Origin of the sequence: Epilithonimonas sp. (assembly GCF_036780765.1) — a bacterium.
GTDB lineage: Bacteria > Bacteroidota > Bacteroidia > Flavobacteriales > Weeksellaceae > Epilithonimonas.
The window spans coordinates 156,175-178,287 of the sequence record NZ_DAIQCG010000003.1; the positions used below are offsets into that span (position 1 = coordinate 156,175).

General features: G+C 34.9%; 21 protein-coding genes. 7 read left to right on the forward strand and 14 right to left on the reverse strand.

From position 1 onward, the window contains the following. Positions 1–14 precede the first annotated feature (14 nt). Positions 15–458 (forward strand): universal stress protein, encoded by a 444-nt coding sequence (locus V7P73_RS07230; RefSeq protein ID WP_333852268.1) that lies wholly within the window; start codon positions 15–17, stop codon positions 456–458. An 86-nt stretch (positions 459–544) separates the two neighbouring features. On the opposite strand, the gene V7P73_RS07235 is transcribed toward V7P73_RS07230, so the two are convergent. After that, entirely contained in the window at positions 545–778 is a 234-nt protein-coding gene (locus V7P73_RS07235) for a hypothetical protein (RefSeq protein ID WP_333852270.1), read from the reverse strand. A 42-nt stretch (positions 779–820) separates the two neighbouring features. Here V7P73_RS07235 and V7P73_RS07240 point away from each other — a divergent pair, with 42 nt between their 5' ends. Both V7P73_RS07240 and V7P73_RS07245 read left to right on the forward strand, forming a co-directional pair. Beyond that, a complete protein-coding gene (locus V7P73_RS07240; protein WP_333852272.1) occupies positions 821–1,726 on the forward strand; it encodes a DUF6427 family protein in 906 nt (301 codons plus the stop codon). Between the two features lie 13 nt (positions 1,727–1,739). Next, positions 1,740–2,324 (forward strand): DUF3109 family protein, encoded by a 585-nt coding sequence (locus V7P73_RS07245; protein WP_333852274.1) that lies wholly within the window; start codon positions 1,740–1,742, stop codon positions 2,322–2,324. A gap of 113 nt (positions 2,325–2,437) precedes the next feature. Here V7P73_RS07245 and V7P73_RS07250 read toward each other — a convergent pair whose 3' ends face one another. Then, on the reverse strand, positions 2,438–3,076 hold the full coding sequence (locus V7P73_RS07250; RefSeq protein ID WP_333852276.1) for a LolA family protein: 639 nt from the start codon (positions 3,074–3,076) through the stop codon (positions 2,438–2,440). Between the two features lie 134 nt (positions 3,077–3,210). After that, positions 3,211–3,591, reverse strand: a complete 381-nt coding sequence (locus V7P73_RS07255) for a hypothetical protein (protein ID WP_333852278.1) — start codon at positions 3,589–3,591, stop codon at positions 3,211–3,213. Between the two features lie 134 nt (positions 3,592–3,725). Between V7P73_RS07255 and V7P73_RS07260 the strand changes: the two genes are divergently transcribed. Beyond that, positions 3,726–4,586: a GH25 family lysozyme gene (locus tag V7P73_RS07260; protein WP_333852280.1), complete on the forward strand. Its 861-nt coding sequence runs from the start codon at positions 3,726–3,728 to the stop codon at positions 4,584–4,586. Positions 4,587–4,668: 82 nt separating this feature from the next. Here the strand turns inward: V7P73_RS07260 and V7P73_RS07265 are convergent, their stop codons facing one another. Continuing rightward, a complete protein-coding gene (locus V7P73_RS07265; protein WP_333852282.1) occupies positions 4,669–4,887 on the reverse strand; it encodes a hypothetical protein in 219 nt (72 codons plus the stop codon). 124 nt (positions 4,888–5,011) lie between these two features. Beyond that, positions 5,012–5,836: a carboxypeptidase-like regulatory domain-containing protein gene (locus tag V7P73_RS07270; protein WP_333852284.1), complete on the reverse strand. Its 825-nt coding sequence runs from the start codon at positions 5,834–5,836 to the stop codon at positions 5,012–5,014. Positions 5,837–6,250: 414 nt separating this feature from the next. Between V7P73_RS07270 and V7P73_RS07275 the strand changes: the two genes are divergently transcribed. From V7P73_RS07275 to V7P73_RS07285, 3 genes are all read left to right on the forward strand, one after another. Then, on the forward strand, positions 6,251–8,167 hold the full coding sequence (locus tag V7P73_RS07275) for an ABC-F family ATP-binding cassette domain-containing protein (protein WP_333852286.1): 1,917 nt from the start codon (positions 6,251–6,253) through the stop codon (positions 8,165–8,167). Between the two features lie 147 nt (positions 8,168–8,314). Continuing rightward, on the forward strand, positions 8,315–10,570 hold the full coding sequence (locus V7P73_RS07280) for a TonB-dependent siderophore receptor (RefSeq protein ID WP_333852288.1): 2,256 nt from the start codon (positions 8,315–8,317) through the stop codon (positions 10,568–10,570). An 85-nt stretch (positions 10,571–10,655) separates the two neighbouring features. Next, positions 10,656–11,171 (forward strand): hypothetical protein, encoded by a 516-nt coding sequence (locus tag V7P73_RS07285; protein WP_312421730.1) that lies wholly within the window; start codon positions 10,656–10,658, stop codon positions 11,169–11,171. A 152-nt stretch (positions 11,172–11,323) separates the two neighbouring features. Here V7P73_RS07285 and V7P73_RS07290 read toward each other — a convergent pair whose 3' ends face one another. From V7P73_RS07290 to porK, 9 genes are all read right to left on the reverse strand, one after another. Further along, positions 11,324–12,616, reverse strand: coding sequence for a TSUP family transporter (locus V7P73_RS07290; protein WP_333852291.1), 1,293 nt, complete (start codon positions 12,614–12,616; stop codon positions 11,324–11,326). Positions 12,617–12,635: 19 nt separating this feature from the next. After that, positions 12,636–13,874 (reverse strand): sulfate adenylyltransferase subunit 1, encoded by a 1,239-nt coding sequence (locus tag V7P73_RS07295; protein WP_333852292.1) that lies wholly within the window; start codon positions 13,872–13,874, stop codon positions 12,636–12,638. A 187-nt stretch (positions 13,875–14,061) separates the two neighbouring features. Next, positions 14,062–14,970, reverse strand: a complete 909-nt coding sequence (gene cysD / locus V7P73_RS07300) for a sulfate adenylyltransferase subunit CysD (protein ID WP_333852294.1) — start codon at positions 14,968–14,970, stop codon at positions 14,062–14,064. 151 nt (positions 14,971–15,121) lie between these two features. Then, positions 15,122–15,835 carry a phosphoadenylyl-sulfate reductase gene (locus tag V7P73_RS07305; protein WP_333852296.1) on the reverse strand — a complete coding sequence of 238 codons (714 nt, stop codon included), beginning with the start codon at positions 15,833–15,835 and terminating at the stop codon, positions 15,122–15,124. Positions 15,836–15,917: 82 nt separating this feature from the next. After that, positions 15,918–16,949 carry an NAD(P)/FAD-dependent oxidoreductase gene (locus V7P73_RS07310; RefSeq protein ID WP_333852298.1) on the reverse strand — a complete coding sequence of 344 codons (1,032 nt, stop codon included), beginning with the start codon at positions 16,947–16,949 and terminating at the stop codon, positions 15,918–15,920. Between the two features lie 58 nt (positions 16,950–17,007). Further along, on the reverse strand, positions 17,008–18,225 hold the full coding sequence (gene porN, locus V7P73_RS07315; RefSeq protein WP_333852300.1) for a type IX secretion system ring protein PorN/GldN: 1,218 nt from the start codon (positions 18,223–18,225) through the stop codon (positions 17,008–17,010). A gap of 50 nt (positions 18,226–18,275) precedes the next feature. Further along, positions 18,276–19,844 (reverse strand): type IX secretion system motor protein PorM/GldM, encoded by a 1,569-nt coding sequence (porM, locus tag V7P73_RS07320; protein WP_333852303.1) that lies wholly within the window; start codon positions 19,842–19,844, stop codon positions 18,276–18,278. A 48-nt stretch (positions 19,845–19,892) separates the two neighbouring features. Further along, positions 19,893–20,570 carry a type IX secretion system motor protein PorL/GldL gene (gene porL / locus V7P73_RS07325; protein WP_333852305.1) on the reverse strand — a complete coding sequence of 226 codons (678 nt, stop codon included), beginning with the start codon at positions 20,568–20,570 and terminating at the stop codon, positions 19,893–19,895. A 46-nt stretch (positions 20,571–20,616) separates the two neighbouring features. Next, positions 20,617–22,041, reverse strand: coding sequence for a type IX secretion system lipoprotein PorK/GldK (gene porK, locus V7P73_RS07330; RefSeq protein WP_333852307.1), 1,425 nt, complete (start codon positions 22,039–22,041; stop codon positions 20,617–20,619). Positions 22,042–22,113 lie beyond the last annotated feature (72 nt).

Consider the following 22,113-nt stretch of genomic DNA (forward strand, 5'->3'; position numbering starts at 1 on the left):
ATAAACTTAGGATTATGAAAAAAATTATTTTACCTGTAGATTTTTCTGATAGCTCAAATAAATTGGTAGATTATGCTGTGAATTTTGCGAAAGATGTGAACGCAGAAATCGCTTTGATTCACGTTGCTGCAACGGACATCGGTTTTGTAATTGGCGATATGGGTTTCCAATATTTTCCGGAAGTGGAAGAAAACGAAATCAAATATGAACTAAAAGAATTGAACAAACTAGAACAACAAGTGATTTCTCAAGGCGTAAATTGCACTCATATTTTGAAACAGGGCATTGCCGGAGATACCATTTTAGAATTTGCTGATGAAAAAAATGCAGATTATATCGTAGTTGGTTCGCACGGCAGAAGCGGTGTTTACGATGTTTTTATTGGAAGTCTGACAAAAGAAATTACAAAAAAATCTAAAATCCCAGTTTTAGTAGTTCCTTGTCACGACGAAGAATAATTGCACCAAAAATGTAGGTTAAAAAATAAAAGAACCCGTCTCGTTAGAATAACAAGACGGGTTTTTTATAAATATAATCAATTTATTTAACCTTCGTTTTTGTAGATTTTTGGATCATAATAAGGGTGTTTCCCTTCTGTAGGAGAGAAATAATCTTTATCCTTTTGAGCACCTAAAGTGACTACCAAAATATAACACCAATAGCAAAAATATCCTGTAGCAACCAGGAATAAAACCCAATTCAACACATTGCCAAAAAGAGTATAAAAACCGAACGACCATTTGAAAGCTGCGCTTAATGCTAACCAGAAAGATGTCATCTTTTTCTTTTTTTAAATTAACTTTGCACAAATTTATAAAAAATGTTTCGATTACTTTCTAAAGAAAGCAATATTTTTTCGGTTCCGGTTTACATTGGTTTCCTGTTTTTGATTTTTTTATCGCTTAATCTATTAGATTTCAAATATATAGATGTATTTCCAGCGATAATTACATTTATGGGAATCAGTTTAGGATATTTTTTATTCAATGCGATAGCGCTTAACCAGTTTTCTCATCTTCCACTTTTTCTTTACACGATTTTTGTGGCTTCGTTTTATGATGGGGCAATTGACGTTGGATTGGCATTTACATTTTTGACGAGCGCTATTATTTTATTAATTCTTACGAGCCAAAACGACCAACTTAGAAAGAGTTCTTTTATGCTTGTTGGTTCTATTTTGGCTTTTAATTATCTGGTTTCTCCTGCTAGCTGGCCTTTGGGAGTGTTCGTGATTTTCCATATTATTGGAACTTCTAGTAGAATTGGACTTAATATTTTCCGTTTGTTATTCGGGATTATTTTGATTGTCTTAAGTTATTTTGGATTAATGTATTTGATTCATTACACAACTTGGGACAAAACTTATTTGCCATTTTACGGAAAGTTCGAAATGATGGATTCTCATTATCCATTATACTTTTTGATTCCGATTGCTTTGATGTTATTATACTCATTGTCAGATCATTTCAAACATTACAATGAGAAAAGTCCTATCAGCAGATACAAATATACTTTCGTACTCGTTTTTTCCCTTGCACAATTGATTACCATCATTTTTTATATGGGTAAAGATTATGAATATCTGTTGCTTTTGGCTTTGCCTTCCAGCATTATTATCAGCAGAATGTTGCGTTTCTTACCCAAATATTGGATGCAGGAATTGGGACTTTGGATAATTGTTTTTTGCTTGGCAGCATTTAAAATTGCTAATTTTGCACAATATTAAAATTTGATGAAGAATGATTCAGATAGATGATAAATTAATTTCAGAAGATGTTTTCGCAGAAAGTTTTGTCTGCAATCTTACCAAATGTAAAGGTGTTTGTTGTGTAGATGGCGACACTGGTGCGCCTTTGGATAAAGATGAATTGCCAATTCTTGACGAAATTTTTCCGAAAATCAAATCTTATCTAAGACCAGAAGGCGTGAAAGCTATCGAGGAACAAGGAACTTGGGTGATTGACCCTTATGATGGTGGTTACGTAACAACTTTGGTGAACGGAAGCGAATGTGCTTATGTTATTTTTGACGAAAAAGGAACCACGAAATGTGGCATTGAAAAAGCTTATGAAGACGGCGTTGTGGATTGGAAAAAACCAATTTCTTGTCACCTTTATCCAATTCGTGTGAATGATTATAAAACTTTTGTTGCACTTAATTACCACGAATGGGAAATCTGTAATGATGCTTGTACTTTGGGAAAAGAATTACAGGTTAGAATTTATCAATTCCTAAAAGAGCCGTTGATCAGAAAATACGGAGAAGCGTTCTACAATACACTTTGTGAAGCTGCTGAAGAATGGGAAAAAGAATATAATTCTTAATAAGATTTGAGAGTCAGGATACAAGATTCGAGACTTCAAATTTCAAAATATTTCACAAAAAAAAGGATTCAAAATTAATTTTGAATCCTTTTTTATTTTATTCTTAAATTCAATTATTTGAATTCTTCATCAGAAACCGGCTGATTGATTTTAATGTCAGAGTTCTTTACAGAAACCTGTTGACCTGCTGCATCGATAGACATTTCTTCTACAAATTTGATTCCGTCAATATCTGCGTATTTTGAAATAATCATTGTTCCTTTATCACCTTCTGTTTTCCAAAGCAAATTGGTTTTTGCATCAAAATAATACTTGCTATCGTCAGAAGACAAAACGATATAATCTTTTCCATCGATTTGCTTTTTCTCAACAGTTTTCATTTTCTCAGGATTCAACCCGAGTGCATCCATTATTTTTGCATCTTTCAATTTTGCAACTTGGTCAGCAGGGAAATCTATTTTTTGTCCCATTTGGTTAGCAAAACCTTTTTCTCCATCAAAAACCTGTGACATCTCCTGCCCCATCATACTTTGCGTAGACTTGAATTTATTGTCTTTTTTAACTGTTTTTCCTTCCATTTCCATTCCCATCACACTGATAGTATTTTTCATAGAAAGCGTTTTTACAGATTCTAATTTCTGTTTCCCGCCCAATGCAGTTACATAATTATCAATCACTTGCTTTGCCGTCTGAGCAGAAATATTTGCTACTGTCGCAACAGAAAGAGCAAATGTCAAAATCAATTTTTTCATTTTAATTTTTAATTTATATCAACTAAGATAGTTAAATATTATGGTTATCTTTTATCATTAGTTCACAATAGAACATTTTTGTTACAAAAAAACAACTTCAAATACTGAAGTTGTTTTAATTTTTTTAGGAAAGATTAATCTTTTTTCTTGATATCATCTTTCACATCTTTATAAGTATCGCTCACTGCTTTTGCTCCCTTTTTGGCAGTCTTGCCTGTCCATTTAGCACCATCTTTTACGCCTTCTGCAGTTGCATTAGCACCTTTTTTTACAGTTTTTCCAGTCCAATTAGCACCTTGCTTTACGCCTTTTGCAGTGGCTTTTGCTCCTTTCTTGGCTGTTTTTCCTGTCCATTTTGCAGCATCTTCTACACCTTCTCCTGTAGCTTTTGCGCCCTTCTCAACTGCGTTTCCAACAGCTTTAGCATCTTTTTTAACTTCTTGTTTTACAGTTTGAGCGTTCATTGCCACAGCTACTAAAACTACTGCTGCCAATGACAAAATTCTTTTTTCCATTTTCTAAATGTTTTTAAAATTAACATTATAATATTAGCATAAAATAAGCCAAAAAAATTAATTAATGTTTTAATTTTTAAAAATAAATTTTTCCGTTCTTTTCGATGAGGAAAAATAATATTTTTGCAAAACTTATGACAAAGGCAAATCTCAGTACAAAGAAGAAAATCCATCAGAAAAGAAAGGGTGTTTTTATGAAAAAACGTTGGATTCTTTTGATTATACTTTGTATTTCTTTGTTGGGAACAGGATTTTATCTAAGACAGAAAATTAATTATTACTTCGCTTATTATCTCGGAAAACACTTCGAACACAAAAAACTTTCTAATACAGAAGCCGAAGCTGCAAGAATTGAAAAAATCACTGGACTTTATGCCAATCAGACTTTTGGTTTTGATATTTCGCATTATCAAAGAAAAGAAGATATCCAGTGGGACAGCTTAAGTATTGGAAACCAAACAATTCCTTTGAAATTTGTGGTTCTGCGAGCAAGTATGGGAAACCGAAAGTTAGATAAAAACTTTGACCATTTTTGGGAAACGGCTAAACAGCATAACTTGATTCGTGGCGCTTATCATTTTTATCGTCCAGATGAAGACCCTGTGATGCAGGCCAATTCTTTCCTTTCGGTAGCAAAATTAGAATCAGGTGACCTTCCTCCAATTCTTGACATTGAGAAAAATCCAAGAAAAAAATCAAAAGAACAATTGATTTCTGAACTCAAAGTATGGATTAAAATAATGGAAGACACATACGGCGAAAAACCGATTATCTACACTTATTATCACTATTACAAAGATTATCTGAAAGGCGAGTTTGATGATTATCCGCTTTGGTTAGCCAATTACAATGATGTTCCAACCCCTTCTCCTGATGATGAATGGCAATTTTGGCAATTCTCAGAAAACGGAATTGTTTACGGGATTAATTCAAAAGTAGATTTGGATATTTATAACGGAAACCTTTGGTCGTTGAAAATGCTGACGATTGATTAGTTTTTAATAAACCCCATCACATCTTTACTCAACTCTTCAGCTCTTTCAACAGGAACGCCGTGAGAAGCGCCTTCGAAGATTTTCAGTTGAGAGTTTGGGATTTCTTTTGAAAAGCACCGATGCTTCCGCCATTGCCGTGAATTAAAAAGAGCGGTTTGCCTTTTCCATAAACTTCATAATAGATATCTGCGTCTTTCAAATGAAGGATTTTTCCAACTTCTGAATTTTTTCCAAAATCATAGACTTGAGCAAAAGAAATTGTAAAAAGACAGAGAGCTATTAACGAAATTATTATTCTCATTTTGATTAAAGCTTGTTCAACTCTCGCTGATGATGCGGATATTGCAGATTTAAAACTTTGAAAAATTTGCCTAATTAGGAATATCTGCGTGATAAATTTTAATCAAATTTAAAAATAAATCCAACTACTTTTGAACTTTCACATCAATATTAATTGCCGGTGCAGCCATTCCGATTTTTTCCCAATTACCATAAAAAGAACGGTAATATCCTGACCTGAATAAAGCGCCACTCAAAGCTACTTTACCACTCGATTGTCCTATAAATTGAATTCCCACAAAAAATTTACCTTGAAGCCAGATTCTCTCATTGCTTACATCTACAGAAAAACTATAAGCATCCAAATTATCTTTATCAATTGTGGCGATGATATCTTTGTCCAAAACCAGATTATTGGGCTTGCCATCTTTTTCATCATAAACCGTATAACGAACTTTAATAGGCGTAGTAGATTCGAATCTGGAAAAATTAATATTGATTTTATTGATTTTCAGTTTTTTATTAGAATTGAACTCAACAGCAGTTTCTTCCACTACCGAATTTCCTTTCTCCATATTTGGTGTGAACATCACAGATTTTGATTTGCTGTTAACTCCCAAATTTTTGTCTTTGTAATTTTTAGGCGCAATAACAACTTCCTGAATATTGGTTACTTTCTCATACAAATAAATGTTATGTAGATTTTGCTTTACAAAGTCTTCTACAGAACTACGGAATTGTTTGTAACCTGCAACAGCTACTATCAATTCTTTATCTGTAGAAAAACTCTCTAACTGAATTTGAAATTTTCCATTTTCGTTTGCCTGGGTTCCAAAATTGCTGTTCAGAATTCCGATTTTAGCATAAGGAATTGGTTGATTGTCATCTTTTGATAAAACAGTTCCGGAAATCAATTGAGCTTGAGAAATGACGCAAACAAAGAGTGCAACAAGAAAGTTGAGTTTTTTCATAGGTTTAATTTGACAGCAAACTTCTGAATTTTTATTTTTCAAGCATCTCAAAGAAAAGTTAAATATGATTATGCGTTTGTTAAAATTTTCCGAATATGTTTTAAATATCAGCTTTCTAAGATTTCAGTACTATTATATTTTCCAGATTCAACAAAATCAATCTCAAAACATATTAAGATGCATCATTGATTCAATTAGTTAAGCTACCGATTCACTTAAATATAACGCTGATTCACTTAGTTGAGCCAAATTCATACAATTCACTATAAATCATATCATTATTAAGTTCTCAAATTTTTTATTTTTTGCCGAATATTTATAAAAAAATAAAGATGAACAGTCTTTAATGGAGTTTTCGACTTTCAAATCCTTATTTTTGCAAATCTTAATTTTATCAACCATCATTTATCCATAATGAATTACGTTTCTGCAGAAAATCTGAGCAAATCTTACGGCGTCAAAGTCTTATTCAAAAACATCAATTTCCACGTGAACGAGGGCGACAAAATTGCTATCGTTGCCAAAAACGGAAGCGGGAAATCCACTCTTCTGAAAATCCTGATGGGAAAAGAAATTGCTGATAGCGGAACTACGGTTATCAACAAAGATATTCAGGTCGTTTTGTTTGACCAAGAAATTGATTTTGACCCGAAATTGTCTGTAGAAGAGTTTATGATGACGCTTGATTCTGCACCGATTTTAGCTTTGAAAAAGTATCATCACGCTTTGACTTCTGAAAATCCTGATGATATGGAAGCTGCTTTGGCAGAAATGGAAATCCATAAAGCTTGGGATTTGGAAAACGAAATGGAACAAATCCTTTCCCAGTTGAAAATCACAGATTTGAAAGCAAAAATGGGAACGCTTTCCGGAGGACAAATCAAGAGAATTGCGCTAGCGAAACTTTTGACAGAAACTAGAGCAGAACATCGTCACACGCTGTTGATTATGGATGAACCGACCAACCACTTGGATGTGGAAATGGTAGAATGGCTGGAAAATTATCTGAGTAAGGCTAAAATCACATTGCTTCTCGTAACCCACGATCGTTACTTTTTGGATGCTGTTTGTGACAAAATCTGGGAAATGGAAGATGGAAATCTTTATCTCCACAACGGAAGTTACGCAACTTATCTTGAGAATAAAATGATTCGCGAGGATAATCTGAACTCAACGATTGATAAAGCACAAAACCTTTACAGAAAGGAGTTGGAATGGATGCGAAGACAACCAAAAGCGAGAACTACGAAATCAAAATCCAGACAAGATGATTTCTACGAAACCGAAAAAATTGCTAAAACTGATACCAGAAAGCAGGCTTTGGAATTGGATTTCGAAATGAAAAGATTGGGAAATAAAGTTCTTGAATTGAAAAACATCAACAAAAGCTTTGGTGAAAAAGTTCTGTTTAAAGATTTTTCTTATCAATTTCAAAGAGGAGAAAAAGTCGGAATTGTTGGAAAAAATGGTGCCGGAAAATCCACATTATTGAATATCATTCAAGGTTTTGAGCCAAAAGACTCTGGGGAAATTGAAACCGGAGAAACAATTAAATTCGGGTATTTTGCACAGAAAGGATTGCAATATAAAGAAGACGAAAGAGTTATTGATTTCATCAAAGAAATTGGCGAAAATTTCCCTTTGGCTAATGGAAAAACAATCTCTGCTTCTCAGTTTTTGAGATTATTTTTGTTTGATGATCAGACGCAATATTCTCCGATTTCCAAGCTTTCCGGAGGAGAAAAACGTCGTTTGCATTTGATGTATATTCTTTATCAAAATCCGAATTTCCTGATTTTTGATGAGCCTACCAATGATTTGGATTTGCCTACGCTAACGGTTTTGGAAAACTTTTTACAGAATTTCCAAGGGAGTTTAATCATCGTTTCGCACGACCGTTATTTTATGGACAGAATTGTAGACCACGTCTTAGCTTTTGAAGGGGAAGGAAAAATCAAAGAATTTGTTGGGAATTTTTCTGAATATCGTGAGCACTTGAAAAAAAATGAAGACAAAGGTCAGAAAATAGAAGCGCCTAAAGTTGAAAAGGGTGAAACTCCGAATGACGCTTCGATTCCGATTAGTGTAACAACCCAACAACCAACAACCAATAACCAACCACCAAAGAAAAAATTATCTTTCAAAGAGCAACGTGAATTGGAGACTATCGAAAAAGAAATGCCAAAATTGGAAGAAAAAAGAGCTGAAATTCTGGAGCAACTCAACAACGAATCTGATTACGATAAAATCTCAAAATTATCTTCGGAACTTGAAACAATATCAGAAAAACTTGAAGAATTTGAAATGCGTTGGTTGGAGCTTCAGGAATAATTGATAAATATCATAACATTATAAAACATTGATTTACATATAATTAAATCAATCAAACTTCTTTATTTAGAATTATTTAAAATAATACTGTGTTGGTAAAGATACATTTTATACTTTTGCCCAGTTTTTAAATATTCTAAATAAACAATGAAGAAGTCCATCATCTCTGCAAGTCTAATTTTGCTTTCTATCTCGGTCTATTCCCAAAAAGGTGGACAAAAAGATAGTGACACTATCAAAATTCAAGAAATTGAAGACGTAGCGTTGCATAAAACGGGCAATCCTAATAAGGCCAAAACACCAACTTCCAAATCCAATCTTACAGCAATGGAAAATCCTCAACCGGTTTCCATCGTGACTCACGAGATTATTGAACAACAGCAAATCCGCCAACTGTCGGAAGTTATTCAAAACGTTAGTGGATTGTACTTGACATCTGCCAGAGGAAATTCTCAGGCTAGTTTTGGAGGTAGAGGTTTTACTTTCGGTTCAGAGAATCTATATAAAAACGGTGCAAGAATCAACAGTGGTGTGAATCCCGAAGTTTCCGGATTGGAACGCGTAGAAGTTGCAAAAGGTGCCAACGCCCTGTTATATGGTAATGTAGCCGCTGGTGGGATTATCAATATGATTACAAAAAAACCAATTTTCAAATCCGGCGGAACACTTGGTTTCTCGGCAGGAAGTTGGGATTCTTACAAACCTACAGTAGATATCTACGGACCATTGACAGAGAAGATTGCTTTTCGCGTTAATGGTACTTATGAAAAAGCGAATAGCTTTCGTGATGTAGTAAATTCTGAAAAGTACTATTTCAATCCATCTTTTGCTTTTAACATCGGTTCTAAAACTCAGATTATTGTTGAAGCAGATTATCTTCAGAATAATTTCACACCAGATTTCGGATTAGGAACATTTGAAAATCCAGACAAAAGTTATTCTCTGAATACGACTTCGCCCATCAGCACCTTTTTTGGTACAGATTGGCAATATCAAAATGTGAAACAAGCTTCTACTGACATCATCGTGAATCATCAGTTTAATGAAAACTGGACGTTGAATGCTGTAGTTACTTATCAGAATTATACCAAAGATTATTTTTCAACAGAGCGTACAGCTTGGACTCAAAATAATAACCGATACAGATGGAGAAGAAATCTTAACAGAACTTATAACGAACAAAATTACACCAGCGCACAGATTAATGTGAATGGAGAATTCTATACTGGCAAAATCAATCATAAAATTTTGATTGGTGCAGATGCAGATTATTTGAAATCAGATGCCTACACTTATTTTGATCCTAACAGAAACAATGCTGTTTACGGAACGTCTTATTATTATGGTACCAATGGTGATGCATCTGGCTACGTTTATCTGGATGATCCATTTTCTTGGAATGGTGGAACGATACCAACTGCCAACAAATATGAAAAAACAAGAATCCCAACCAGAAGAATCGGAGTCTATGCACAAGATTTTATAAGTCTTACGAAAGAGTTGAAAGTCATTGCTGGTCTTAGATATTCTTATTTGGAGAATATGACCACGTTGGTTTCAAACTTTATGAATAACTCTAAAGTTGGTAAAGATAATTCTAAAACATCAGACCGTGCTTTCTCTCCAAAGGCAGGATTGGTTTATATGCCTAATGAAAATTTATCATTTTTTGCCACATATACCAATTCATTTTCTCCGAACACAGGCCGTGATGTAAATACAGATACAGGCTTGAAGCCAAGCATCATCGATCAGTTTGAAGTTGGATTTAAGAAAAATGTTTGGAACAATGCTGTGGCTTTCAACGTATCAGCTTACCAAATTTTGAACAAAAATTTTTATCAGCAAGCTCAGTTTTTGTCTAATGGAACTGCAAACAGCGACGCCAACATCAAAGAATTTGCTGGTAAATTATTAAGTCGAGGCGTTGAAGCAGACATCACTGGAAATCCAACTAAAAATCTTTCCATCATTGCAGGATTTGCATACAACCACGCTATTTACAAAGATACACCAGAAGTTTTCGGATATGTGGAAAAGCAAAGAGTAGTTCGCACACCAGCAACTACAGTGAATGGTTCTGTGTTCTACACATTTGATAAATGGGTCAAAGGTCTTAAACTTGGTGGGACTTGCTATTTCATCGGAGACAGACTAGCAGGCTGGAATGATACAAAAACCGGAGCAAACAGCTTGGAAGCAAGAAACGGCATTTCCAGAATATTTAAATTGAAAGATTACAACATCTTTGATCTATCTGTTGGATATGAATACAAAAAATTCTTGATTCAAGGTAAAATTGGGAATCTTTTTGACACTCATAATTATGTTGTACACGAGAATTACTCCGTAAATCCGATAATGCCGAGAAATGTTTATGTGACCTTGACGTATAAACTTTAATAAAATATCAAATCAAATTTCTAATAATAGAAGTGGAGTCATATTTTTGCCTCCACTTTTTTGAGGTAATAAAAAAATTATAATAATGGATAAAATCAAGAATACAAAAACGTTTATGAGAATTACCCACAGATATCTTGGGTATTTGCTGGCTGGAATAATGGCTGTTTACGCCATCAGTGGTGTTTTGTTGGTTTACAGAGATACCGATTTTCTGAAAAAAGAAAAGAGCTATGAGAAGAAATTCGAGGCTAATCTGGATGAGAAGAAACTGGGCAAAGAAATCAAAATCAAAGGATTTGAGGTTGATAAAACAGAAGGTGATTTGATGTATTTCAAACAAGGAACTTACAATATCAAAACCGGCGAGGCTAAATATAAGAAGAAAGAATTGCCTTTTGTATGGGACAAAATGACAAAACTGCATAAATCACAATCCAAAGACACACTTTCTCCATTGAATACTTTCTTCGGAATTTGTCTTTTATTCTTTGTGATCTCTAGTTTTTGGATGTTTCCACCGAAGTCAAAAGTTTTCAAAAGAGGAATGGTTTTTACCGCTATCGGAATTGTGCTTGCGTTGCTATTGACTTTCTTGTAACCTCTAAACTTGTTGATTGGTTATTATACTGCAAAAGGGATAGTAGTGGAAATCCTTTTTCTTTTCTTTCATATAAGGAAAAGAAAAAGATTGTAACGGATAGCCCGACCCTAGCGATTGGAAAGCCGTGGCGAGGGTTTTGCCCAACCTATTTATAGTATATGGATTGCTTTCAAAAGAACATTCAGACTCCAGATAATTACCATTGCACCAACTCCGATAAACATTACTTTCAGAGGCAATTTTCCGGCTAATTTGGCTGCAATGGGAGCAGCAAGAACGCCTCCAAATATCAAAGCAGCAATCAATTGCCAATGGCTGATTCCGATAACTGAAAAGAATGTCAGTGCGCTGGCAAAGGTTACGAAAAACTCAGTGAGACTAACAGTTCCGATGATATAGCGCGGTGTTTTTCCTTTAGAAATTAAAGTTGAAGTTACCAATGGTCCCCAACCACCGCCACCAAAGGAATCTAAGAAACCTCCAGCTCCGGCTAACCATCCTACTCTCCTGGTTTTTTTACGTTTTTTATTCTTCTTGAATGCATTAAACAAAATTCTTATTCCAAGAATGAATGTGTAAGTGGCTAAAATCGGTTTGATAATCCCAGCATATTTTTCTCCAAAATAAGCTAACAACAATGCTCCAAAAACAGCACCGATAACACCCGGAATCAATATGTTTTTGAATAATTTTTTATTGATATTCCCAAATTTGTAATGGCTGAAACCTGAAGCACCGCTCGAAAACATCTCTGCCGTATGGATACTGCTGCTGATTGCCGGCAAAGGAATCCCGATGTATAAAAGTGCAGCTGTACAAGTCACACCATAACCCATACCCAAGGCTCCATCAATCAATTGTGCTACAAATCCGACCAAGAATAACCAGAAAAATCTTTCGTCTGTATTGTGATTCAGATATTGATAAGCAACTTCTAAGTCTTTAAAGCCAATATAAAATGAAAGAATATTGACTATCAGTAATACAACAAAAGCCAGAAAAAAGAAGGTTGCAATTCTTCTCCATTTCTTTTCATTATTGATCGGGAATAATTGCTTTTCTTCTTGTTTGTCCGAAGCTGCTTCAAAGAAAAAATCACTTTGTGATGGGAAATTTGGTGCGTAATAAAGGTTTTTATGCTCCTTTAGTTTATTGATTATGATCTGATCTTGTTCAGAGTTTTCTGTGGCTACAATGAACAAATTCGCCAACTCCAGATAATCATCTTTGAAATCATCATTGATAATCTTAACCGATGTATTTTCTAACAGAAGATTTTTGATATCATCAGAAAGTCTCTTGGCAAGAACGCTGATATTAGCATCCGGAATATTTTGCATCAAATCATTGAGCTGTTCTGACGCTAACTTTCCACCACCGACAATCAGGATTCTGTTAGCCGATGCATTGATGAAAACCGGAAGTGAAATTTTGGATGTCAAAGTCTTTTCTTATTTAAGATTATTGAATCAAACCGGCACCAACTGTCACAAAACTAGACTCATCTATAAAGATTATTCCGCCATTGGAAGCCAAATCTTTGTAAGAATCATAAGCCAAAGGTTTTGCAGTTTTGAGTTTAAGTTTCACAATTTCATTAAGAGAAACCTGCTCTACTTCTTGTTTTTCCAATGTATTGACATCCAGTTTATATTCAATTTCTTTAATAACACCTTTGACTTGCGTTGTGTTGTTTTGAATCAGATATTTCGAACCGGACTTCAAAGGTTTATCGCCCATCCAGCAAACCAAAACTTCTAATTCCTGTTCTACTTTCGGAAGGTCGCCGGATTTTACAATCAAATCGCCTCGGCTAATATCTACATCGTCTTCCAAATGTAAAATCACACTTTGAGGTGCAAATGCTTCTTCTACTTTTTCCTGGTTGATTTCGATAGCGGAAATCTTACTTTCGGTTCCAGAAGGTAAAACAGTTACCAAATCTCCAACTTTGTAAATCCCGCTTGTGATTTTTCCTGCATAACCACGATAATCGTGAAGTTCTTCTGTCTGAGGACGAATCACATATTGAACAGGGAATCTCGCTTTATCAAGATTAATCGTATTTTCTAACTCTACGGACTCCAAATAATCCAATAAAGTTTTTCCTTCGTACCAATTCAGGTTTTCGGATTTGTCAACGATATTGTCCCCATCAAGAGCTGAGATTGGAATAAAAACAACATTATTCAGAGACAGCTGTTCTGCCATTTTTGAATACTCGTTCTTGATATTGTTGAAAATCTCTTCAGAATAATTAACCAAATCCAGCTTGTTAATCGCCACTACAACATTCGAGATATTGAGCAATGATGCAATAATCGAATGTCTTTTGGTTTGTTCGATGATCCCGTTTCTGGCGTCAATCAGGATGATAATCAAATCAGAATTGCTGGCACCCGTAATCATATTTCGGGTGTACTGAACGTGTCCTGGCGCATCTGCAATGATGAATTTACGTTTCGGAGTAGAGAAATATTTGTACGCCACATCGATTGTAATTCCTTGTTCGCGTTCTGCTCTCAGGCCATCCGTAAGCAAGGCCAAATCCAGTTCACCTTCGTTTTTAAATTTGCTGGCACGTTCAACAGCCTCTAACTGGTCAATCAGAATGTTTTTGCTATCGTATAATAATCTGCCTATCAGTGTACTTTTTCCGTCATCTACACTTCCTGCAGTTATGAATCTTAATATGTCCATTGTTGTAATGGTTAATTGTTAATGTTGAATGGTTTTCGTCTAACCATAGAATTGCTCCCTAGTCCTGATGGAAGCGGCATCCTTTTTTGTTATTGCGATTGCTGAAAAATTCTAAAGATTGCTTCACTTCGTTCGCAATGACAAAAAAGATACAGCGGACAGCAGGTTCCCGACTCCTAAATATGATTTAGAAATAACCCGCTTTTTTTCTGTCTTCCATCGCAGCTTCGGAGGTTCTGTCGTCTATTCTGGTTTCGCCACGTTCGCTGGTTTTGGTCGTGATAATTTCGGCAATCACTTGCTCCAGATTGGTCGCTTCCGATAATACTGCTGCAGTACAAGTCATATCTCCAACCGTTCTGTAGCGAACTTTTTCTTTGGTCACGACATCGTTTTCATCAAGATTGACGAACTCGTTCATTGCGATGAATTGGTTATCGAAATTGAGAACTTCGCGTTCGTGTGAGAAGTAGATGGAAGGTAGTTGGATATTTTCTTTCAGAATGTAATTCCAAACATCCAATTCTGTCCAGTTGCTGATTGGGAAAGCGCGCACATGCTCGCCTTTGTGGATTTTCCCGTTATAGGTATTCCAAAGTTCAGGACGCTGAAGTTTTGGATCCCACTGTCCGAAATCATCACGAACGGAGAAAATACGTTCTTTGGCTCGGGCTTTTTCTTCATCACGTCTTCCGCCACCGATACAACAGTCGAATTCGAATTCTTCTACGGTGTCCAACAACGTGAAAGTCTGCAAAGCATTTCTGCTCGGCAATTTACCTTTTGGTTCTCTCAAACCTTTTTCTTTGATGGTATCTTCGACTTTTCTTACGATTAGTTTCTCTCCAATCTGCTCAGCCAATTGGTCACGAAATTCAAGAACTTCTGGGAAGTTATGACCTGTATCAATGTGAACCAATGGAAACGGGAATTTCCCGGGGCGAAAAGCTTTCAGCGCCAGATGAACGAGCGTAATGCTATCTTTTCCTCCGCTGAAAAGTAGAGCAGGACGCTCAAACTGACCCGCAACTTCTCTGAAAATATGAATGGCTTCGGATTCTAATTGTTCCAGATAATCCAAATGATATTTTGACATTTTTTTATTTTTTTAAACGCAAAGTGCGCAAAGTTTTTTTTATCTAATTGAAAATATTTTAAGATTCGCGAAGGCGTTTCACTCAGCAAAAATTTATATTTATAAATGTTTACAATTGGATATATTTTATATTTTTTAAATAATTAATCAATTATTTGTGAACGTGAAGTCCACACTCTTTTTTGCTGGCATCTTCCCACCACCATCTACCGGCACGAAAATCTTCACCTGGTTGAATCGCACGTGTACAAGGCGCACAGCCGATGCTAACGAAACCTTTGTCGTGCAAAATATTATACGGAATATTATTTTTTTTGATGTATTCTTTAACCTGTTCCGTCGTCCAAAAAAGGATAGGATGATATTTGATGATTTGGTTGGACTCGTCCCATTCTAATTGAGAAAGATTTTCTCTTGCGACGGAATGCTCGGCTCTGAGTCCTGTAATCCAGATTTTATTACCTCTCAAAGCTCTTTTTAAGGGATGAACTTTTCTTATATCACAACAGGTTTTTCTGTTTTCTACAGACCTGTAAAAGGAATCTGGTCCATTGTCCTGAATGAATGGTTCCAATTCTTCAGGATTTGGATAATAAGCTTTGATGGGTAGTATGTACTTGGATTTGGTTAAATTCCAAGTGTTGTAAGTATCTTCGAACAGACGACCTGTATCTAGTGTGAAAACTTTGATTCCAGAATTTTTCACATAATCTGTAATGACTTGGTCTTCGAAACTAAAGCTCGTAGAAAAGCAAACTTCATTGGGAAAAGTATTTGTCAGAATCTCCAGAACTTCTTCTATTGATTTTGATTCTAGGTTTTCATCAATCAGTTTCTGGTAAGTTTCTTTTAGTTCGTTCATCATCATTAGATATTATCCGAAGTGCAAATTTAACAATTCATTGAAATCTGACCAAATTAGTATAATTTAAATTTTGTTAATTAATTTAGTAAAATCTTTTCACATCAATTTCGGAATCGAGTTCAATATTGTTTTCTAAGTAATCAAAAAGGACTTTTGAAAAATAACTTCCATTATAAACACCTCTCGCACCCAGTCCATTAAAAATATAAAAATTATGATGTATCTTATGCCTTCCTAAAATGGGTCTTCTGTCTGCAACCGTAGCTCGAAAAGCAAAGTTGATATCTTTGATTTCAAAATCGTTTTTGTATAATTCACGAAGTCCATTTTCTAATTCCTCAAAAGATGCTTTGTTGATATCATCAGAATTATCAAAACGGTCATAAGTTCCACCGTAATAATATTCATCATCCTGAAGGTTAAATAAGAAATGTTTTTTCTTGATAATGTATGATTCAGGTTTTTCTTTAAGTTTAACTTTCAAACAATGCCCTTTGTTGGGTTGGATTGGAATATGCCTAAAAAATGGATTGTTGTTACTAGCAACACCTTCGCAGAAAATAATATTCTTGAAGCTAATATTTTTATAAGAGTTGCTTGTAGTATTAATTAATTGATGGTTGAATTTTTCTTTGACCAGATAATTATTGTCTTCTAAATAACTCAACATATCAAGAAAGAAATTAGAGACATCAATTCTGCAGGATTGATTGACTTTTCCAGCTCCAAAAAGATTTTCAACAGACTCTAATTTTATAAAATCTAGACTAAGGTAAGACTTTAAATCTTCTTTTTGGGCGTTCTTTGTCCATTGCACTTTCTCAGAATCATTATGAAAAATTCGAATAACGTTTTCATCAATCAAATAATTTTTAGAAGTATAGGTTTCTATTTCTTTGAAAATGACATCCAGATAATCGATCTGTTCCTGAGACTTCCAAAATGTGTTGAAACGTTTCAAAATAACCGGATTACAAACGCCAGCAGAAATTTGAGACGCAGAAATATTTTCATCGTAAAAAATCTTAAACGATTTCTTTTCTTTAATCAACTGATGGGCAAAAAAAACTCCTGCATATCCAGCTCCAACGATGATGTAATCTACCTGTTCCATAAAATAAAAAAACCTGAGTAAAGATACTCAGGTTTTTTTATTTCGAATATGAGAAATATTAGTAATTCCACATATCATTTTCCATTTGAAGAATCTGTGCTTTGATTCTGTCGCTTTCTTCAAGTTGACCTTCCGCATCATTTGGTATATACTCATCGATAACACCGCTTCCGCCTCTACCAAGACCATTATCTGCTTTATAAATCACTGAAGAAAATCTTCTTGCATTAAGAACATCATCAAAAGTAATATCAGAAGAAGAGTTCTTCGCATTAAAGATATAATTGCTGCTTAGAACTTGTCTAGCATCTGGATAATAGATCCAGAAAAGATCAATTAAATCTCCTGTTTCATTGAGAATAGAAGGATCAACTGGTGCTCCAGATTCCTGCATTTGCTGTGCTCTTTCTGCTTTTAGTAATGCTGCGTTTGGATCTTCACCCATAGCTGCAATTCCAAGAAGTCTATATCTTAATTGAGTATCTCTCTTGTCGATATACCACATACCCATTAGCTTAAGCGCTTTAACTTTTTCAGTTTTAGTCTCGGAAAAACCAACGTTAGCTTCGATGTCGCTTTTTTTGATTTTATACCAAGACCCGTCTAAGTTCACAAGCATAGTACCAGGTTCAATAGAAGGCGCTTTAGATGTTTTCTTAACAGTCTTTTTCTTCTTTCCTTTACCTGTAGTTACAGTTTCTTCAGTAGCAGCAGGCTGAGCAGCTCCGTTATATTCCAAAACATCAGATAATCTGGTAGAATATTTCATAAACATTCCATCAACTTGCTTATTACCAGTTCCTTTTAATGAAGTAAAATATTTCAAAAGTCTTTGCGCTTCTGCATCTTCGATTTTATTCGCATTCATCACTTCGGTAAAATAGTTATCTACCATTGGAACAGACGTAGCAGCAGCAATAGCCTCCGGAGTCAATCTGCTTGTAAAATCATCTCCAGAATAAACTTCTTTTATTTTACCAGAATTAACAGCATCTAATAAGATTTGATAAAGAGATTTGTTTTGAGAAACCAAGCCATCAGAATTATGGTAAAAAGGCTGATTGATTTTATCATTCATATCAATAATCTCCCATACAACCATACTTCTCAAGATGTCTTTATCTTCGATAAATCCATATTTAAGAGGTGTAATACTATCTTTCTTAATCTCACGATTTTCTCTGAATGTCTGAGGCGAATTAGCATTCAGAATGCTATTCTGTCCAAAAACCATTGTAGAGGAAAGACAAATTAAACTATATATAATCTTTTTCATAATAAGTATTGAAATATAAAATCAATCAGGTAAAACTGTTTATTTAATTTTTATAGTGCACTAATAACAACACCACTAATATTAGGAAGTACTACTCCACTTAATCCTTGAGCAGTTGCCTGAACATCAAAGATTGCTACGTTATCTCCAGATCTTAAGCCTTTTGTTAGAGGTTCAACTGGAGCTAATGAATTTCCGTTTACAGACATTACAGCTTTACCAGGAACTTTAACTTTGAAGCTTACAACGTTAAACGAAACAGGGAAATCAAAATCTTTGAGTGTTGCTGTCAACGTTTGTTTTGAAATCATATTTGCAGGCATTACATCGTAACCTTTACCTCTAATTTCTCCTCTTGGAGGTGGAATATTTTTAATTCTAAAATCAAAAGCTTGGGTAATCATTTTTCCACTAGGTGATTTTCCAGAAATTGTTAATTTAACAGTATTTCCTGCACCAGGTGTCACATTCCATTTTCCTTTACCTCCACTTACAGAAGCACCTGCTGCTGATAAAGTAGTCGCATTAAGATCAGCTCCTAAGATAGATCCAGAAATTGGGTTAGCTAAACCTCTATATAGAACATTCATCTTATCCGCCGCTAAAATTGCACCGCTTTGCTCTTTAAGCGCTTCTTGTCCAGATACAACACTCAATGTATGAGAATAAGGAAGAGAATGAGCTTTTCCATTTTTATCATTGAAAGTAATAGTTCCTTGGAACTTCTGATCTCCAGGAGTACCAGTAGCAGGAGTAATAATACCTTGTCCATTAACAACCTTTGCACCGCTAATAGCTAAACCAGGAACAGAACTAGCAAAAGTTCCGATAGAAACTTTGATTTGAGCAGGCTCTCCTTTCATCACTGAACTTGGTCCAGAAACCAACGCTTCATAAGCGTCAAACTTGATATCAGCATCTACTTTTTCCTGAAGCATTGAAGTGATTGCATCTGATTGCAAGTTTCTAGCCTCAGACTGAATAATTTCTAAGTTAGACAAAGCTGCTACCAATGGTTGGTTGTAAAACTTATATTGAATCCAACCTTGTGTACTTCTCTTATCTCCTTTAGGAAAATCTACTATTAGCATTTTTTGAGCTCTATCCGCAACTGTTTTAAGTTGTGGGTTGCCTCCAAAAGTAGAAACGATAAAACTTCTTAAATCATCTACTTTTGTTTTTAAATCTTGAGCAGTTTTTGATGGTGTTTTTTCATCACCATCTTTAAAGAAATTCTGAGTTGCTGGTTCTGTATTATTAAGCGCAGTTAGACTTTCCTCGATAGGTAATTTACTATCATACTCAGCCTCTACACTCATTTTATTTTTAACACCTTCAATAAAACCAACTAAATCATTGGTTTTTCCTTCCAAATTTTTGTATTGATCTAATAAAGGTCCATAAGTTTCTGGAGAAGCAATAGCTTTAGCCTCCAAAGTTTTCTTAAAGATTTTATCGTTACGTTCCTCAACTGTCAATCTCGTATCAGTCAAAGACTGATTCGTATCTTTATATGATCTGATGATTTGCTGATCGATTGTCATTGCAAGCATTGCAATGAAAACCAAATACATCAGGTTAATCATCTTCTGACGTGGTGTCTGTTTACCTCCTGCCATTTTAATAAAATAATTTAATTGTTAAACAAAAATTAAAATGATAGTAAATTAAGACTTCATTGCACTAAGCATACCACCGTAAACTCTGTTAAGGCTATTAAGATTAGAAGTTAAACCTTGCAATTCCTCGTTGAATTTTTCTGATTGTGCTGCAGACTTTTGAATATCTTCAACATATTTTTTACTGAACTCAGATTGTTTTTGACCTTGTTCTAATTGCAAAGCATATAAAGCATTCATGCTCTCCAAGTGAGAAGCCGCAAGATTCAATTGCTCGTTATATTTGTGAGTAGAAGCAGAAACATCTACAGTTTGGTTAATTTGATCTACAGAAGAAGAGAATTTATCAATTCCACCTCTTAATCTTTCGAATAAACTCACGTCTAATTTAGCATCCGCTAACATTTTGTCAAGTTTATCAGATAATGAAACTTCTAATTCTTTATTTTCTACTTTAGCAACAACTTTTCTTGGTTGTCTTTCAGCAGACTCATCCAATAGTTCCGGATAAACATTTTCCCAAGCATAATGCTCCTCTTTTGCTGGTGGATCGAATGCAAAGAATAAGAAGATTAATGCTTCTGTGATCAAACCGGCAGCAAGCGCAACGTTACCAGAAATAGGGCCTAAACTCCAGTGTGTCATTTTGAATAAAGCACCTAGGATTACGATAGCCGCACCAAACGAATAAACAAAGTTAGTTATTGATTCTTTAGTTTTAAACATTTTTTCAATTTTTAGTTAGTTAGTAAAAGTTAGTTTATTTTATAATTTATTTTGTTTTTCTTGTGAATTTACCTGCACCAGCTGGTATATCCTGAATTGTTCTGAATCCGATATAACTTCTTGCAGAATCTTTTCTTTCCCAATCTCTGTATCCAGTCATCAATAGATAGCCGACATCTTTCCAAGAACCACCTCTTACAGTTTTCTTAACTTCTCTGTAAGCTTGGTTAGATAGATAAGGATTTAAAGTTGATGAAAATTCATATGTAGAATTATTATAAGGAGACTCTGTCCATTCTGCAACATTCCCAGCCATATCATATAATCCGTAACCATTTTTAGGGAATTTTTTCACAGGACCTGTGTAAGTATAAGTTCCTTTTTTCTCATCCTCGATATAAGTCCCTCTTTTAGGTTTGAAGTTGGCTAAGTAGCAACCTCTGTCATCCTGCAAATAAGGTCCTCCCCAAGGATAAGTAGCATTTTGGATTCCACCTTTTGCAGCATACTCCCACTCAGATTCTGTCGGAAGACGGAATCTCATAGCTTTTTGCTTTTTCTTTTTAAGGCTGTTGTTATAATCTGTTTTGATTTTAGTTTTGAAATCACAATAAGCTCTCGCCTGATCCCAAGTTACACCAACAACAGGATATTCTTTGTATGCATTATGCCAAAAATATTGATCGAACAAAGGCTCGTTGTAAGCATAGTTAAAATCCTTAACCCAAACTGTGGTATCCGGATAAACGGCAATACTTTCTTTTTTAAGATACTTCGTCCCTCTATCTTTATCTTTTACTGCAGAAGCTACATCTTCCCACTGATAATTGTATTTAATTTTAGACCAATCAATAATTCTCTCATTATTGATTCTCTTTTCAGTTGGTAAATACATCGATTCTAAAACCTCTGCATACTTCTCATCTGGATAAGCAGAAGTATTATAGGTTAATGGTACTTTTTTATCTAATTTTTTAGACTCATCATAACCATCTCTCCCACCTTGAGATTCCAAAAATTTCTGATAAGGACTCGCCTCTTCACCAGTTTTTTTAGAAGCGTAAGCATAGTCCGCAATAGAACCTCCGTTCCCGCCTTCTTCGCCACCACCTTCACCGGCAGCTTCAGCTAGTAAACCTCTGGCAATTGAATCTCGAACAGCGTTGATGAAAACACGATATTCTGCATTTGTAACTTCTGTTTCATCCATAAAAAAGGAAGAAACTGTCACGGTTTTTGGCATTGCTTTCTCCGGTGTACTTGCAAAATCTTGATCTGCCATACCCATTACAAAAGATCCACCAGGAATTGGAACCATCCCATAAGGTCTTTCTGCTATAAATGATTTTGAAGATCCTCTTGGAACAAGTTCACCTTTGATTCCGGGGTTACCTGTAATACCTTTCCCTCCACCTTTGGAACAAGAAACGATAACCGAAGTTGACAACAATATAAATAATATCCTTTTCATCCTATTTTAAAGAAATTAAGCGGTAAATATATAATTTTTTTTATGAATAATTATCAATTTTAATTGAAAACG

Coding starts and splice junctions, on each gene's coding strand:
- V7P73_RS07230 (WP_333852268.1), top strand. CDS start 15: ATGAAAAAAATTATTTTACCTGTAGATTTTTCTGATAGCTCAAATAAA.
- V7P73_RS07250 (WP_333852276.1), bottom strand. CDS start 3,076: ATGAAAAAATTGATTTTGACATTTGCTCTTTCTGTTGCGACAGTAGCA.
- porK (WP_333852307.1), bottom strand. CDS start 22,041: ATGAAAAGGATATTATTTATATTGTTGTCAACTTCGGTTATCGTTTCT.
- V7P73_RS07255 (WP_333852278.1), bottom strand. CDS start 3,591: ATGGAAAAAAGAATTTTGTCATTGGCAGCAGTAGTTTTAGTAGCTGTG.
- V7P73_RS07310 (WP_333852298.1), bottom strand. CDS start 16,949: ATGGAACAGGTAGATTACATCATCGTTGGAGCTGGATATGCAGGAGTT.
- V7P73_RS07245 (WP_333852274.1), top strand. CDS start 1,740: ATGATTCAGATAGATGATAAATTAATTTCAGAAGATGTTTTCGCAGAA.
- V7P73_RS07275 (WP_333852286.1), top strand. CDS start 6,251: ATGAATTACGTTTCTGCAGAAAATCTGAGCAAATCTTACGGCGTCAAA.
- V7P73_RS07260 (WP_333852280.1), top strand. CDS start 3,726: ATGACAAAGGCAAATCTCAGTACAAAGAAGAAAATCCATCAGAAAAGA.
- cysD (WP_333852294.1), bottom strand. CDS start 14,970: ATGTCAAAATATCATTTGGATTATCTGGAACAATTAGAATCCGAAGCC.
- V7P73_RS07235 (WP_333852270.1), bottom strand. CDS start 778: ATGACATCTTTCTGGTTAGCATTAAGCGCAGCTTTCAAATGGTCGTTC.
- V7P73_RS07240 (WP_333852272.1), top strand. CDS start 821: ATGTTTCGATTACTTTCTAAAGAAAGCAATATTTTTTCGGTTCCGGTT.
- porM (WP_333852303.1), bottom strand. CDS start 19,844: ATGGCAGGAGGTAAACAGACACCACGTCAGAAGATGATTAACCTGATG.
- V7P73_RS07270 (WP_333852284.1), bottom strand. CDS start 5,836: ATGAAAAAACTCAACTTTCTTGTTGCACTCTTTGTTTGCGTCATTTCT.
- V7P73_RS07285 (WP_312421730.1), top strand. CDS start 10,656: ATGGATAAAATCAAGAATACAAAAACGTTTATGAGAATTACCCACAGA.
- V7P73_RS07280 (WP_333852288.1), top strand. CDS start 8,315: ATGAAGAAGTCCATCATCTCTGCAAGTCTAATTTTGCTTTCTATCTCG.
- V7P73_RS07305 (WP_333852296.1), bottom strand. CDS start 15,835: ATGATGAACGAACTAAAAGAAACTTACCAGAAACTGATTGATGAAAAC.
- porN (WP_333852300.1), bottom strand. CDS start 18,225: ATGAAAAAGATTATATATAGTTTAATTTGTCTTTCCTCTACAATGGTT.
- V7P73_RS07265 (WP_333852282.1), bottom strand. CDS start 4,887: ATGAGAATAATAATTTCGTTAATAGCTCTCTGTCTTTTTACAATTTCT.
- porL (WP_333852305.1), bottom strand. CDS start 20,570: ATGTTTAAAACTAAAGAATCAATAACTAACTTTGTTTATTCGTTTGGT.
- V7P73_RS07295 (WP_333852292.1), bottom strand. CDS start 13,874: ATGGACATATTAAGATTCATAACTGCAGGAAGTGTAGATGACGGAAAA.